The organism is Mucilaginibacter yixingensis (genome assembly GCF_041080815.1).
GTDB classification, from domain to species: Bacteria; Bacteroidota; Bacteroidia; order Sphingobacteriales; family Sphingobacteriaceae; genus Mucilaginibacter; species Mucilaginibacter yixingensis.
Map to the genome: position 1 here is coordinate 4,497,446 of NZ_CP160205.1, position 15,761 is coordinate 4,513,206.

Sequence of the window (15,761 nt, forward strand, 5' to 3'; positions counted from 1 at the left end):
AGATGGCAGAAAGCGCAAGGCGATGGTTGAGTAATAAATAAAAATGTCATCCCGACCGCAGGGAGAGATCTTTTCGAAGTTGCCAGGCAGGATGCGCGACCGAAAAGATCCCTCGCTCTCGTTCGGGATGACACCATTGTTTAGTTAAGATACCGCTCTGACAACAGGTCAGAAAGCGCCTTACCCTACAAAAAATCTTCTCTGAAAGGGCTGAATGCATCTACCAGCATGCCGGCTTCTGTACAGGTTACGCCGTGCACCACATGCGGAGGCACATAATAGCCATCGCCTTTGCGGATGGTTTTAGTTTCGTCGCCAATGGTCATTTCAAACACGCCGCTCTCTACATAAGTAACCTGCGAGTGCGGGTGACTATGTAAACTGCCGATGCCGCCTGTTTCAAATTTGGCTTTTACCAGCATCACCTTGTCGTCATAACCAAAAACCTGGCGCTGAACGCCGTTGCCAGCATCTTCCCATTTAATGTTGTCTTCAAACTGATAGTTTTCGCTTTGTGCCATAAACAAAAAAATTTCTGTAAATGTAGGCTTTGTCGGCCGCATCATCTACAGAAATTAATTTTGGTGGTTTAGGTTTTACTAAACGTCACAAGTGGAAATGCCTATCCGCTGCCTGTAGGCCCCATTCTACAGGACAGCAGAAGGCGATCGTTGTGAAAAGGTCTGGGTCGTCTTATATATAACAGACTAATTACACTACAAATTAAAAGCATTTACCCCATCTGTAACACCGTGTTTTCACCCTATTTTCACTACGTGTTTTGACGCTTTACCTACTTTTAAGGCAGGATTAACGCTAGTTAAAACAACCATCTGTTGTTAACAGATATGTTAAGTTAATACTTTTTTTCCAAACAATGGATTTTTTCCAAATAATGGTCAAAATATCTTTTACGACTTGGAGAGATGGAATGAATGAAGTTTTTAAGAATAGAAATTACCTCAACCAAAGCCTTTAACAATCAACTGAAATCAGATCTTTTGTCTTGCCTTTAGTTCCAGGTAACGGTTAATGGTATTTACAGTAAGGTTTTGTGGAGAGGTGAGGATGGATTGAATACCATGGCGAGTCAGTTCTTTTACAATGAGCTTTTTATCGTAAGCAAACTTCTCGGCTATGGTTTTAATATAAATACCTTCTACATCAGTTGCTCGCTGTTCACTCAAGGTGCGCAACTCGGTATTCTCAAAAAACACAACCAGCAGCAAATGATAACGGGCAATTCTGATTAAGAAAGGCAACTGCCGCTCCATAGACGACAGGCTCTCAAAATTAGTAAAGAAAACCACCAGACTGCGTTGCCTCATTACCCTGCGCACAGTGCTGTACAGCAGCTCCATATTAGTTTCCAGATAACGTGTTTTCTCTTTGTAAAGCACCTCCAGAATTTTACCGATCTGCCCGGGCTTCCTGTCGGCAGGCACAATGGCTCCTACCTTTTCGGCCATGGTAATCAGCCCGGCTTTATCTTCTTTAAGCATGGCCACGTTACTGAGCACCAGGCTGGTGTTGATGGCGTAATCCAGCAAACTCAATCCCTCGAATGGCATTTTCATGGCGCGCGATTTATCAATCACGCAATACACATGCTGGGCTTTCTCATCAGTAAACGAGTTAGACATCAATGCACCGTGTCTGGCCGTGGCCTTCCAGTTGATGGTGCGGTAATCATCGCCGGCCACATAGGTCTTAATCTGCTCAAACTCCATACTTTGACCAATCCGCCTAATCTTTTTGATGCCAAATTCGCTCAAACGGTTAGAGATCGCCATCAACTCGTATTTACGCATTTGCAAAAACGAGGGATAAACCGGCAGCACCTGCGCCTGCGGTATGGTGTACCTGCGCGCTACCAGACTCAATGCCGTTTGTACGTAAACCCTGATATCACCAAAATCATACTCACCGCGCTTTACCGGGCGCAGGTTATAATTGATCCATTTTTGCTGACGCGATGCCAGATTGCTTTTAAACCAAACATCGCGCCGCTGAAATTGATGCGGAATCTCATCCAAAATACCCAGATGAATAGCAAACGGATAGCGGTTCTCTACAAACAGCCTGATCTCGTTCTCATCGCTGTTGCTCAATCGCTCAGGCGCATGGCGGCGGGCAAATACACCCGCTTTGGTGCGATAAAGCATTAGTAGATCTACCAGCAACAGTACCACAACCGCACAAAAAAACAACAGTGGCAAAATACCAAGCCAGGGGAAAAAGAAAGCCGCCAGAAACAGAACAACACTCGTTGCCAGCAGCGCAAATAAACGCCGGGCCAGGAAGAGGTCTTTATAAAACAGGCGGAAAAACTTTTTCACTTTCGGTATAGCTTAGCGTGGCACTTCAATTTTGTGGATAATCTGCGCAATTACCTCGTCAGGCGATATGCCTTCCATTTCTTTGTCAGGCGTTAGCACAATACGGTGGCGCAGTACCGGCGCTGCCACTCGGATGATATCCTCGGGCGTTACAAAGTCGCGCCCGTTAATAGCAGCAATAGCTTTGGCGCCACTAATCACCGCCAGCGATGCACGCGGCGAACCACCCAGATACAATGATTTATGATTGCGGGTTTCTACAATAATTTTAGCCACAAACTCCAGCAGTTTGTGCTCCACGTGCAGCTCGCGTACCTGTTTACGCAAGGTCACAATTTCTTCGGCACTTAAAACCGGAGCGATGTGGGTTAATTGTTCAGACGTTTTTTGCTGATGCTGGCGGGTAAGAATATCAATCTCATCCTGCAGCGACGGGTATTGTACTTCTACCTTAAAGATAAAACGATCCAGCTGCGCTTCGGGCAAACGGTAAGTTCCCTCCTGCTCTATCGGGTTTTGGGTAGCCAATACAATAAATGGCTCCTGCATTGGGTAAGTGGTACCGTCAACGGTAATCTGACGCTCCTCCATCACTTCAAACAATGCCGATTGCGTTTTGGCAGGTGCACGATTAATTTCATCCACCAAAATAATATTGCCAAATACCGGCCCCTGCTTAAATTCAAACTCGGTAGTTTTTGGATTGAAAACCGAAGTACCAATCACGTCAGACGGCATCAGATCTGGTGTAAACTGTATGCGCGAAAACTGTGCACTAATGGCTTTGGCAATTAACTTGGCGGTGAGCGTTTTGGCCACGCCCGGTACGCCCTCAATTAACAAGTGGCCATCGGCCAGTACACCGGCAATCAGCAGTTCAATAACTTCGTGCTGGCCAACAACTATACTGCCCAGCGTAGCTTTTATCTGTTCAACCGCAGCGTTGAGTTTGCTGAGGTCGGTCCGTTGTTCAAACAGGGCGTTCTCTTCCATTTCTATTTGGTTTTGGCGTAAAATTTATCAATAAGATTATTTAGTATGATCAGTTCCTGATCGGTAACCGTTTGTTGCTGACCCAGGTAAATGATATGATCCAGCAGATGACGAACCAGCCCGGCATCAACACCTGATTTTTGCACCAGCCGGTCATAAAAATCGGGATCATCAAGATTGGCGTTCAGTTGCAGATTGGCACGTAAAAAATCAGCAAAGTAGTTAATCTTCTTTATGGCAATATCGGCATTATCATGGCGCTCAAAGTACACGTTTCCAACCGTGGTCACAAAGTCGGCCGTTTCATTACGCAGCGGTTCAATAACCGGAATAACGCGCTGCCGGCGCTTGGCTTCATATACAGTAAATATCAGCAAACTGAAAACCGAGAGGTAAAATGCCCACCTAAGGGTAGGGTATCGTAAAAACACGCGCATGGTAGAGTCGTCATCGTCTGGCCCTAACGCAGCAAATTGATCCCAGATCACCATATTGGTTGGCTTTAGGTATGACAAGGCTTTGGCAGCATACGCTTCGCCGTCTTTATTCAGTATCCCATAATTGGTAAAAAATAGCGGATTGGTATTAAAGTAGATATTGCCTTTACCCACCCGATACTTAACAAAATTGGGCCGACGGTTTTTGTTCACCCCCAGCACGGTGGCATGCACCGTATCAATTTGATCATAATAAAGCGCACCGGCGTTATGCCCAAGGTTATAATTGCGCGCACTATCCAGGTATTTATTAATAAGCCGTACAGGAGTATGCTTATCATCCAAAACCATTTGGGTTCTTAACTTAAATTTCTTTTGGAGGGATTCGCCAAGATAAGATGTCGCTATAAAAACATCATTGCCCGCGTTTACAAAATCAGAAAGGGCCTCGGTATCGTATTTTGAAGGATTTACGCCATCGGCAATAATAACATAAGCCCCGTGCAGCGTGCCATAGTTGTGGAGCACATTGTAAAAAGGCTCGCGGTAACTGATTACCCGCGCACCGGGCATGATATCGCCGATACGGTTATACAGCACATAGGTACCGAAAGGAATCTTATCGTCTTTACTGTATGATAACGACCAATCTACAGGTTTAGGCCGGTTATATTGGGCCACCAGGTAAACCACCAACAGTGCCGACAGCACTATAATATAGATGCGCAGGCTCTTCATGGTTTTACAATGAGGTGTTTAAAATCGGTAAACGAGTTATTAATCTGCCCGTAAAGCGGCTCGGCTACCGCGAAATCGCCATACCAAACATATTCAAACTGGCGGGCTACGCTCAGAAAACCGTGTTTGTGTTCCGCGTTCTGTAATTCACGCGCATAATCGCTATTGGTTTTATCGGCCTTCCAGTCAATCAGCCCGGCATCAGCCAGTTGTTTGAGGCTGCGTAAAAATAACAAACGCACCGCCAGCCGGTAATTTTTGGCATCAACAGCATCGGCAATGGCGCCATCAAATTCTATTTCATGGATGTTTTCAATCTCCTCGGTATAAGGCACGCCGCCCACCTGTTTGCTTTTGCGACTAAATAACCGGCGCAGATCTATATCAAATAGCTTGGCAACAATAAAAGCAATAAGCACTGCCAGCACAAAAATAAGCAGGTATCTTAAATAAGATAAGGAATGGACGCCGCCGTGCACTTTACCAAACAGCCTTGCCAGCACATGGCCCACCCAATCCCAAAAACGATTCCACTGAAACCATACCCAGTGCCAGAAACGGTGCCACCAGCTACTACCTCGGCTCTCGGGCTTGTCCTCGTAATTAAAATCGCCGCTGGCTTTGTACTTATTCAACGCAGCCTGGTTAAAGCCCCGAACATTTACTTTACTGCTATCAATAACAATAGAATGCTTAGGCTTAACCTGTTTTACAGGCAAAGGCGCGGCCATGCCGGCAAACACCAGCCCTATTAACAAGAGTATCAGTATAAAGCCTTTTTTCATGGTCAATGAGCTATCAATATTGCTCAGGATGCGGGCCACTTTCACCTTCTGGTTTTTGGCCAAACATTTTAATGCGCTGCGAGAGGCCGCCGGCTTCTACCGTTTCACTCAAAGAGTAATAAATAAGTACAACGCTGATGATGGGCACCATCCATAAAAACTGGCTGATTCCGGTAAGTACAACTTTAGTAATTTCATAAGGGCTACCAACTTTATGGCCAGAAAGCCACGATGTTCCACCCCAGATTATGGCCGCGGGTATTACCAATACAGCAATGGCTGCTATAACAATAAACGCCATCAATAACAGCGTACCAAATATCATCCACCAATTGCCCTTGGCCAGTTTGAAGGCTTTTTTTACCGCATCACCGGGACCAATGTTTTCAATGATCATAATAGGCAATATGAGCGCAACAACAGGGTACAAATAAATACCCGGCACAATACAGCACAGAAAAGCTATGACGATAACGATAGTGGCAATAATATGCGTAGCAAAAACGCGGAAGAAATAGTACCTGAAAAAACCCCAAACCTCTTCTAACGTTGGGATTTGCCGGCCGTTACGATTATAAATATCAAGATAAGCCACCACGGTAATAACAATACCAGTGGCACCGGCCAGCTGAATAACCAGGGCTGCAAAGTAATATCCGTTAAGCTTTGATAAGCCGGTATCCCAAGCGGTGCGCTGCGTGATACCCAAAATACTTACCCCTACACCGGCGGCCACAAACAGCCCACTGATAATAAGACAATATTTAAAAAGATGCTTAAAGTTCTGTTTAAGAATTAAAAAGGTATCGCTAATGATGTCTCCAAATTCACGCTGACGGTTCAGGTCTACTTTCTCTTTCATTTGATGATACAGGTTTCAGTTTTTGTGATAAATATATGGGGTATAAAATAACATACCAGATAATAAATGCAGCCGAGCCGCCCAGAATGCAACAGCTTAACCAAACCGGCATCTCGGTATGGCGGGTTACAAAGCCCTCAAAAAAAGCAGCCGTAACCACAATGGGCGAGATGCCGATGATGACCTTCATGCCGTTAAGCGCCCCCTTTTTAAAGGATACCATACGCGAGTAGGTTTTAGGAAAAACGATACTGTTCCCCATAATCAGTCCCGCGGTGCCGGCTAGTATAATGGTTGATATCTCAAGCGTGCCGTGGATCCAAATCACTAATATTGATTTTACGGCCAACCCCTTAGCTATAAACAGGTATTGGAAACAGCCTACCATCAGTCCGTTTTTAAACAAATGATAAAGCGTACCTACAGACAAAACGATGCCGAACAGATAAGTAATAGCCGTTACCGTAAGGTTATTTTTGGCAATCATCCAAAACATCAGCCACTCGTTTTCGCCTTTGTAAACCCCGAATGGATCGCCTTTGGCAATATTTTCATTAGTCATGTTCACATAGTCGTCGCCTAAAACAAGCCTGATAAAAGAGCCGTCGTACTTAGCTGAAAAAATACCGATCAGGAAGAAGGTTATAAAAAACAGGAACGATACCAAAAGCTCCCGGCGATGCTGGTAAAACAGCCAAGGCAACTCGTGACGCCAAAATGAAAGGAAACGGTTACTTTTCTCTTTCCGGTTTTTATAAATAGACTGATGGAAGCCAGAGGCCAGCCCATTGAGGTAGCCCGTGGTTTTAGATTGTGGATAAAAGGTTTTGGCATACGCCAGATCGTCGGTTATAGATATGAAACGCTCCGCAAGCTCATCAGGGTCGCTGGTTTTCTCGGTTTCATATTTCCGCCATCTGGCTGTATTTTGCTTTACAAACAGTGCTTCACGCATAGAGCCTAACGCAAATATTTTTTGTTAAAATAGCAACAAAATATAATGTCTTCATAAAATAATTGCCCAATTCAATTATTTATATTTGTTATACATGCAAACCGTAAGAATAAGAACCTCACAAAACATTGATATTGATTATGAAGTAGCCGGTCTGGGCGATCGCATACTGGCACACATCATAGACACGGGCGTAATAGCCGCTTTTGGCTATATACTATATTACATCGTTATTTTTACCGTATTGCTGTCGCCAGGCGTACTTAAATCTTCGGGCTCGGGCGTAGCAGGCATCCCCGTATCAATAATTGTCATACTAATCGTCTTTACTACACTGGCAGCATTTTATGATCTTGTTGCCGAGATTTTCTTTAACGGCCAAAGCCTGGGCAAATTTGCCATGAAGATACGTGTGGTAAGCCTTAACGGTGCCCGCCCCGGTACTGGTCAGTTCTTTTTGCGCTGGGTTTTCAGGCTATTGGATCTGGGCATAACAGTTGGCATTGGTGCACTTATAGCAGTAGCCATGTCTGAAAAAAAGCAACGAATTGGCGATATGGTTGCCGGCACCACCCTCATTAAGACACAGCCACGCACACAGCTAGACGAGCTTTATTTTCTAGCCCCTGAAGATGACTACACGCCCATCTTACCCGAAGTGGGCAACCTAACCGATAATGAGATCTCACTGATTCATGAAGTAATTACCACATTTAAAACTACCGGCAACAGCATGGTGGTTTATGATATGGCGATGCAGATTAAAAACCACCTCAACATGGGGATACCTGCAGGAATGAATGAGTATGATTTTCTATTGGCCGTGGTAAAAGACTACAACTACGTTACCTCGCGCACCGAAGTTTAAGCGTATAAATGATATAGCTTGATCACATAACTAATGAGCATGATGTTCCCCGTTATCAAATAAGCTGTCTTTTTTATCAGACCGCTGTTATCAATGCCCCGGTAAGCATCAACAGCAACAAACAAGGCGGTAAGTATAAATGGAATAGCTGCGGGATACAGGTGCAGGCTCTCTTTCAAATTTCCTTTTAAAAGCGCTATTACACTGCGCTGAAAACCACAGCCGGGGCAATCAATACCGGTAAGGTATTTTAGCGGACAAGGCAATAAATGATTTTGCAGCCATTGGACCAATTGCCCAAGGCTGCAAAATATCATATTTAAATACATTAAATTTTATTGAGCGTTGTTATCAAAAGGTCTTTGATAATCTGCTGAGCCGAAACGATTGGCGGCCATTGCTTCTTTTGCAGATGGGCCAAGGTATTGCGCATCACCAAATCCAAGGATTGGCCAGAAGATAAAGGGCAGAAAAAACAACCCAACAGTAAAACCTTCACTTTTTCCAAAGCTTTTACTGATTAGATTAGTATTCCATACAACAAATATTAATGATGTACAAGGAAACAACATCAATATGCACCACCATAATGGCTTTCCTGTTATTTCCAGCATTACAATATAGTTGTAAATAGGAATGATGGCGGCCCAACCTGGCTTACCTGCTTTGGAGAAAGCCTTCCACATTCCTACAATTGGGATTAATACCCATAATAACATGATAACAATAAACATAACAATGGCTCCAGCAGCGACGGCAGTACCGGCAGACGAGTCGTAAGTTTCCATAATTTAAGATTATAATAAGTTTTAAGTATTTGCCCTTAAATTAAATATAATATGATGATTATCAATAGCGGCGCTGTATCTTATTTGCGTTACATTATTTAAATTTGTTATTGATGCAACGCGAACAGATTTCGGTATTTGATATTTTTAAGATTGGCATTGGCCCTTCCAGTTCGCATACGCTGGGTCCATGGCGTGCGGCACAGCAGTTTGTACAATCACTGCAAAACCGTAACGTTCTATCCCTGGTAACGCAGGTAAAAATATTACTGTACGGCTCGTTAGCCAAAACCGGCAAAGGCCACGGAACAGACGTTGCCATACTACTTGGCCTGAGCGGTGATGACCCGGTAACGTTCGACGTTAATAACATCACTTACAAAGTAGATCAGATCAAAACCAGTCATCAATTGGAGCTGGACGGAACACAAACCATTAGCTTTAATTATGAGGATGACTTGTTGTTTCTCTTTGCCGAGAGCTTGCCATTTCACCCTAATGCTGTAACCTTCCAGGCGTTTTTAAATAACGGCAAGGCTGTATCTGAGACCTATTACTCTATTGGAGGCGGCTTTGTAGTACAGGAGGGCACAGAAGGACAAGGCCGCACCGAAGTTGACCTCCCCTTCCCTATAGATACCGCTGGTGATTTGCTGCACTGGTGCATTAAAACCGGACTAAAAATAGCTGAAGTAGTAGCCGAGAACGAAGCCGCCTGGCGCCCCGAGCAAGAGACGCGCGCCGGGGTGCTCAACATTTTCAGGGTGATTAAAGAGTGTATGTACCGCGGCTGCCATACCACCGGGCACCTGCCCGGCGGATTGAACGTTGCACGGCGCGCCGCCAACCTTAACCGCCGCTTAATTGGCGATGCCGTTTATCATAATTATGATGAGTGGGTTGCAGCCATACGCCATACAGGAAATAATTTTAAAAACACACTGGATTGGGTGAGCTGTTTTGCGCTTTCCATTAATGAAGAGAATGCTTCCTTCGGCAGGGTGGTAACTGCCCCAACCAATGGCGCGGCCGGGGTAGTGCCTGCTGTGCTGCAATACCTGATTGTTTTTTGCGACAGTTTTACCGACGATAAGATCATCCAGTTTCTACTCACCGCATCAGAGATTGGCAGCATATTTAAGAAAGGCGCCACGCTATCGGCCGCTATGGGCGGCTGTCAGGCAGAGATTGGTGTATCATCAGCCATGGCTGCTGCCGCCCTTACCGAATGCCTGGGCGGCACCCAGCGACAGGTACTGATGGCAGCCGAAATTGCCATGGAACACCACCTGGGCATGACCTGCGACCCGATTGGCGGCCTGGTACAGGTGCCCTGCATTGAGCGCAACACCATGGGTGCCATTAAAGCCATCACCGCATCGCAACTGGCGCTGCAAAGCAATCCAGATAAGGCCAAAGTGAGCCTGGACGCCGTGGTAAAAACCATGTGGCAAACCGCACAGGACATGAATTTTAAATACAAAGAGACCGCCGACGGCGGCCTGGCCATCAACGTGCCGATAAGTTTGCCTGAGTGTTAAACATCGCTTATCTATCCTCCCTTTAAAAGTAATAGTTCGTTATCTTATTAGAGATGCCTAGCTAACAGACGCGGGTACCGTGCGATTGCCGCCTTTGGGAGGGGTGTAGAGAGGGGTTTGTTAAACAGTAGGCAATCGTGGCCCAACCCCTTTCAAGACGGGCAGGCAGGTTGCCGGCAATGGCTATCTGTCTCATAAATGCGGCACCAATACCTCTTCCGGGAGAAGCCTCAATTTAATATCTTTGGCCAGCTAAACCTTATGAGGATTTGTTTACTATTCATCCTGTCAATTATCTTTCTGATGTGCTGCCCGGTGGCCCGGGCACAAGATCAAACCGTTGTTAACGGCACCAGGGTTGAGAACGTAACGTTCCCGGGCACTCAATGCTCCTACAAATGGACTAACGATAAGCCGGAGATTGGTTTGCCAGCAACAGGAACAGGAAATCTTCCCGCATTTACCGCCACTAACAATACCAACAGCCCCATCGTTGCTACAATTACAGCCACGCCTATGGTTTCAGGCATGGCATACATTACCAATAATTATATAAATACCGTATCTGTTATTGATCTGGCAACAAATCAAATAGTAACAACCTTTGGAGTAGGGAAAGTACCTGTAGGCGCTTATGTAAACCCCAGTAATAATCAAATTTATATAGCTAACTCTTATGGGGGTTCGGTTTCGGTGGTCAATACATTAACTAATACGGTTAAAACAACTATAGCGGTTGGCTCATACCCGTTTAGCGTTTATGTAACCCCCGACGGGAGCCGGGCTTATGTACCTAACTATAATGACGGCAATATTTCGGTAATCAATACATCTACCAATACAGTGGTGGGTAAGTACGCCGCCGGCATTAATCCGCTTTTTGTAACAAGCAGCGCTGATGGAAGCGTTTTGTATGTTATGAATGACGATTATGAGAAAAACGGTCCAGGGTCAATAACCGTTCTTAATGCAAATACCGGAGCCAAAATAACCAATATAACAGTAGATAGGCTGCCATGGTATATTATAACAAGCCCTGACGGTAAACTTGTATATGTTTCTAATACGGGATCGGGTTCTATTTCTGTAATCAGTACAAATAGCAACACAGTTATAGCTACCATACCGGTTGGCTACGGTCCAAGAAATTTAGCCTTGAGCCCTGATGGAGCTTTGTTATATGTAAGATCTGCTACCGTTAACCAGCTGAAGATCATCAATACCATCAGCTATGCTACTGTAGCCACCATTGATTTGACTGGGATCGGCTCTGCCGGTTTAGATGTTAGTCCGGATGGGAAACGTGTTGTTTTAACTAACCCCCTCAGCAATACAGTCACCATAATAGATGCCGAATTAAATAAAATAATTGCTGATGTAAGTGTACCCGGGGATGAACCTTTTGGTGCAGGCAACTTTATCCTCGGTGGCAATAACTGTGCGCCTGCCACATTTAAAATTACGGTTAACCCATCGCCAGGCGTATCTGCCGTAGGTAGCCTTTCTGCGTTGTCAACCATTTACGGTAGTGCGTCTGCAACCACTTCAATTACCGTGTCGGGCACCTGGTTAACGTCCGCATTAACCATAACTGCTCCGGATGGGTTTGAAATAAGCAATGATGGTGTTAACTACAATAAAGTACTGACCATTAATGCAAACGCCGGCACCATTAACTCCACCCCGGTCTATTTAAGATTAACGTCAGCAACACCCGTGGGCAGTTACACAGGCAACCTGATCATGAGCGGAAACAATCTGGCTGATGTTAAAATACCCATACTCGCAAGTGAGGTAAAGCCCGCAACGCTAACCGTACAAGCCGACGATAAGGACAAAATTTATGGCACCGCCAACCCCACGCTAACAGCCACCTATAGGGGCTTTGTTAACAACGAGGGCATAACACAATTAACAACCTTGGCAAATATTACCACCCCTGCCGATATTTCCTCACCGGTTGGCCAGTATCCTATTACTGCAAGCAATGCCAGCGCTGCTAATTATGCTTTTAAATATATTGACGGTACGCTCACTATCGTACCCAATGCCGGTGTGGTTGAAATCCCTAATACTTTTACGCCCAATGGCGACGGCGTAAATGATACCTGGATGATAAAAAACATTAATACTTTTACAACCAGTACCGTATCTGTGTTTAACCGGTATGGTATACAAGTATTTTTTTCCAAAGGATATCCTTCGCCATGGAATGGGCATTATAACAACCAGGAATTACCATCCGGCGTATATTACTACATTATAAAAACCGATCCAAAAGAAAAACCATTTACCGGCCACTTAACCATTATAAGGTAGAGCCAATCTTTAAAAACTTTTTGGGCGATGGATAAATATATGTTATTTATTTTACTGCATAAGTAACAGTGCTTATAAGTGGTATACCATCGGCTCCAATCCCCTGTACTATCACTTTTACATCGCCTGGCTCTGCGTTGAAATAGGAAATCACGGCATTACCCGTGTTATCCGTTTTTACCAAAGGCTCCCAATGGATAGTGGGCCGGTAGGGTAAATTTCGGGCAGCATTTGCCGTAGTAGGCGTATAGAAATCGCGTGCTTCATAATAGCCTTGTACATTTGCAGTCAGGCGGCCGGGATTATCGGTCATGGCGTCTTCATCCATCGTAAGATATAAAAGGTACCGGTCTATCAACATAGCCTCGGCATTGGAAGGCAACGTACGGCCATCCCAACCCAATGTATGCAAACTACCAACCATGCGCTTTAATACTATCTTTTTAAACTTGGTAATAGGCATGTTATAATAGGTTCTGATGTATGTCATAGCCTGTATATCGTTGTCCATGTATAACTCTCTGTCGTTAATAAATATTAGTGGTTTGAGCAAGCGCGTGGTTTGCTTATAACCGGATGTTGCCTGACCTGTAAACGGATTAACTGTCACAGTTACCATCGTATCCACTCCCATAAACTCAACCCCGTCTGCCCCGGGATTAATATCTGTTGGTTTGGCTTGCATAGCCCCCTTTGCATTTTGCAACAGGTACCAGGTAAGTGTTTTAAACTTTTCGTCGGCGGGTGTAATGTTAAATACCTGGTCAGGTCCCCAACTGGTAAATACCTTTCCGCCATTTAGCACCACCGTTTTTGACTTACCCCTTACCTTAACCTCTTTTAAATTGGTGACTTTATCCTTCGACGCCAATGAGGCCATCATTCGTTTTTGACGGACAGCGCTAGTATCAAACTTTAGATCTGCCGCCCCGGCAGGCGGGTAAGCTTTTAACAGCGTAACAGTATCTAAAGAAAAGCTCCCCCCTTGTACACCTTTTTGATCTACTGCGGTAAACCTCACCTGTTGTTTACCATAAGCAACCATGTTATCAAAACTAAATCGTCCCGAAGAATCGCTTATTGCACTAAAGGTTTTAATACCGGTAGCGTTAGGCGCAAATAACGTAAGAAACATTCCGGGCATTGGTTTCTTAGTAGTTTCATCTTTTAACCGCCCCGAAACCACAATCCCGCTCTCCGCCCCATAACTAATATGTATGGCCGTATCCGCCATACGTCGCCACACAAAATCGCGCCAGCCCTGGGTAAGCAGTAGCATGTCCAGTTGCTTGTAGCGATTAATATTGGTGGTATCAAAATAGCGTGCGGCATGGTCTACATGTCCGCGCAGTTCAGAGCCCAGCATCAGGTAGCTTACAATATCATCAGATTGCCCGGCGGATGCCTCACTATCAACCACCGCTACCGAAAGCGCCGACCCTGGCGCACCATGCAAATTAAGCGTGGTTGGCGTGTAGGACTGATAATCTTTTTTATCTGTTTTCAGACTGATAGCTCCTTGCTGTGGATGATGAATGTATACCAGTCGTTCACAATGCGGCTTGCCTTCGGCGTCATAAATCGTTATAGCACAAACGCCCTGGGGCAGACCTGTTGTGGGGATGCGCACGGCCAACTGCTGACCGGTCAGCTGCAAATCATTACTGGCCTGGATAACGCCGCCGTGTCTTACCACCAGCCGGCAATTAAAAGGCAACGCTGCTGTTTTGCCCGAGATAACCGCCAGCAGCAGACTGTCGCTTTGGCGAATGTGTAGCGACAGGCCGTCTTTCAATGCGGCAGGCAAATCGGTCGTAACAGTTTTGCCATTCACCAACGTTACTGCTTTATAATGCTGACCAGCAATTGGCAACAGCGTAAACAAGCCCATGCCCAACGTATCGCAAGTAAAATGCGCCACAGTATCTCCTGCTGATGACAGCACAGCGCCTGTAGCCTTTACACCAGTTCCATTAGCACCTTCTGCCTTAACGGCGATTATACTTCCCACTCCTTCAACCAGCGAGCCTCCTTCGGGAAAAAACCGCACCGATGGAGTTTGAGGGACGCTTACTACGGGAAGTGTATTTTTAATATCGGCTGGCTTAACAGGTGGCCGGGCTATTGTTTTCCCCACTTCCTCCGGTTTGCCCTGTTCGGCAGGCAACAGGGTGATGATTTTCTCAAAGAAGAAATTATCGCCAAAGTTGCGCATCCAGTTGGTGTAGGCCCGCAGTTGATAGGTGCCTGCCGGAATGGTATCATTCAGTTCAAAATCGCCCTTGCCGGTACCCCCATCCAGCCTGATCACCTCGCTGCCGCGGATGTGGGCCTGCGCATCAATCAGCTCTACATGCAAATTGTTGCTGGTGCCAATCAACTTATTATCGGCAGCATTTACAAGGTAGGCTTTAAACCACAGGGTATCGCCCTGGGTGTAAACATCGCGATCTGTATGCAGGTAGGTTTTCTCAAAAAACAGTTTGAAGGTTGATGCCTGTTGGGCTGATACGCTGAAATATAAACTGCATATCAATATCACCGCCAAGGCAGCAGGCAAACGTAGTTTAGGCATAGGTATTATAAAGTGGTTAATTAAAGTTAGCAATAATTATCTGTTGGGCAGCATTATTACATTTACACTTCTATCCAATCCTTACTATCTTCGCTCCCGGTGAAAAACTTGCACAAAACTATTGCATCCTGGTTTGGGATCGGATTTATAAAAGGCGGTGGTACTATTGCGGCCTTGGTTACCTGTCCGCTTATTTATGCCATCTGGCAAAAACCTGCCGGTCAAAATGATTGGGGGTTGTTTTTGTTCACGCTGGCCATCACTTTGGTGGGTATTTTTAGCGGCGATGAAGTGGAGCCCGATTGGGGCAAAGACAGCTCGCGCGTGGTAATTGATGAGGTAGCCGGCATGCTGATAGCCATACTTTTCCTGCCGCATAACATCTATGTGCTTGCGGGAGGATTATTGCTGTTCCGATTTTTTGACATCCTGAAACCCCTGGGCATCCGCAAAATGGAAGCGCTAAAAGGCGGCACCGGCGTAATGGCCGATGACGTGCTGGCGGGTGTTTACAGCAACCTGGTATTGCAGTTAGCCGCCCTGATCTTTCACCTACGTTAA

Annotated in this window: 14 protein-coding genes; 4 read left to right on the forward strand and 10 right to left on the reverse strand. The window is 45.4% G+C overall.

Annotated elements, in window-relative coordinates; translation table 11 throughout:
• Positions 1 to 185 precede the first annotated feature (185 nt).
• From ABZR88_RS18425 to ABZR88_RS18455, 7 genes are all read right to left on the reverse strand, one after another.
• Positions 186 to 521, reverse strand: a complete 336-nt coding sequence (locus tag ABZR88_RS18425) for a cupin domain-containing protein (RefSeq protein WP_107827429.1) — start codon at positions 519 to 521, stop codon at positions 186 to 188.
• A 471-nt stretch (positions 522 to 992) separates the two neighbouring features.
• On the reverse strand, positions 993 to 2,339 hold the full coding sequence (locus ABZR88_RS18430) for a DUF58 domain-containing protein (protein WP_107827430.1): 1,347 nt from the start codon (positions 2,337 to 2,339) through the stop codon (positions 993 to 995).
• 12 nt (positions 2,340 to 2,351) lie between these two features.
• Entirely contained in the window at positions 2,352 to 3,332 is a 981-nt protein-coding gene (locus ABZR88_RS18435; protein ID WP_107827431.1) for a MoxR family ATPase, read from the reverse strand.
• A 2-nt stretch (positions 3,333 to 3,334) separates the two neighbouring features.
• Complete coding sequence (locus tag ABZR88_RS18440; RefSeq protein ID WP_107827432.1) at positions 3,335 to 4,507, reverse strand: DUF4350 domain-containing protein; 1,173 nt, start codon at positions 4,505 to 4,507, stop codon at positions 3,335 to 3,337.
• A complete protein-coding gene (locus ABZR88_RS18445; RefSeq protein WP_107827433.1) occupies positions 4,504 to 5,355 on the reverse strand; it encodes a DUF4129 domain-containing protein in 852 nt (283 codons plus the stop codon). The genes ABZR88_RS18440 and ABZR88_RS18445 overlap by 4 nt, the downstream gene beginning before the upstream one ends.
• The gene (locus ABZR88_RS18450; RefSeq protein WP_107827434.1) at positions 5,306 to 6,154 is read right to left on the reverse strand and encodes a hypothetical protein; all 849 of its coding nucleotides are present in this window, start codon (positions 6,152 to 6,154) and stop codon (positions 5,306 to 5,308) included. Before ABZR88_RS18450 ends, ABZR88_RS18445 begins: the two co-directional genes overlap by 50 nt.
• Positions 6,120 to 7,109: a stage II sporulation protein M gene (locus tag ABZR88_RS18455; protein ID WP_107827435.1), complete on the reverse strand. Its 990-nt coding sequence runs from the start codon at positions 7,107 to 7,109 to the stop codon at positions 6,120 to 6,122. Before ABZR88_RS18455 ends, ABZR88_RS18450 begins: the two co-directional genes overlap by 35 nt.
• Before the next feature lie 94 nt (positions 7,110 to 7,203).
• Here ABZR88_RS18455 and ABZR88_RS18460 point away from each other — a divergent pair, with 94 nt between their 5' ends.
• On the forward strand, positions 7,204 to 7,977 hold the full coding sequence (locus ABZR88_RS18460) for an RDD family protein (protein WP_107827436.1): 774 nt from the start codon (positions 7,204 to 7,206) through the stop codon (positions 7,975 to 7,977).
• Here the strand turns inward: ABZR88_RS18460 and ABZR88_RS18465 are convergent.
• Both ABZR88_RS18465 and ABZR88_RS18470 read right to left on the reverse strand, forming a co-directional pair.
• On the reverse strand, positions 7,974 to 8,294 hold the full coding sequence (locus tag ABZR88_RS18465; protein WP_170113549.1) for a DUF2752 domain-containing protein: 321 nt from the start codon (positions 8,292 to 8,294) through the stop codon (positions 7,974 to 7,976). The genes ABZR88_RS18460 and ABZR88_RS18465 overlap by 4 nt on opposite strands.
• An 18-nt stretch (positions 8,295 to 8,312) precedes the next feature.
• Complete coding sequence (locus ABZR88_RS18470) at positions 8,313 to 8,765, reverse strand: DUF5684 domain-containing protein (RefSeq protein WP_211309755.1); 453 nt, start codon at positions 8,763 to 8,765, stop codon at positions 8,313 to 8,315.
• 113 nt (positions 8,766 to 8,878) lie between these two features.
• On the opposite strand from ABZR88_RS18470, the gene ABZR88_RS18475 reads away from it, so the two are divergent.
• Both ABZR88_RS18475 and ABZR88_RS18480 read left to right on the forward strand, forming a co-directional pair.
• On the forward strand, positions 8,879 to 10,306 hold the full coding sequence (locus ABZR88_RS18475; protein ID WP_107827438.1) for an L-serine ammonia-lyase: 1,428 nt from the start codon (positions 8,879 to 8,881) through the stop codon (positions 10,304 to 10,306).
• Positions 10,307 to 10,567: 261 nt separating this feature from the next.
• Complete coding sequence (locus ABZR88_RS18480) at positions 10,568 to 12,625, forward strand: gliding motility-associated C-terminal domain-containing protein (RefSeq protein WP_170113550.1); 2,058 nt, start codon at positions 10,568 to 10,570, stop codon at positions 12,623 to 12,625.
• 46 nt (positions 12,626 to 12,671) lie between these two features.
• Here ABZR88_RS18480 and ABZR88_RS18485 read toward each other — a convergent pair whose 3' ends face one another.
• Complete coding sequence (locus tag ABZR88_RS18485; protein WP_107827440.1) at positions 12,672 to 15,200, reverse strand: hypothetical protein; 2,529 nt, start codon at positions 15,198 to 15,200, stop codon at positions 12,672 to 12,674.
• 99 nt (positions 15,201 to 15,299) lie between these two features.
• Here ABZR88_RS18485 and ABZR88_RS18490 point away from each other — a divergent pair, with 99 nt between their 5' ends.
• Positions 15,300 to 15,761, forward strand: coding sequence for a phosphatidylglycerophosphatase A (locus ABZR88_RS18490; protein WP_107827441.1), 462 nt, complete (start codon positions 15,300 to 15,302; stop codon positions 15,759 to 15,761).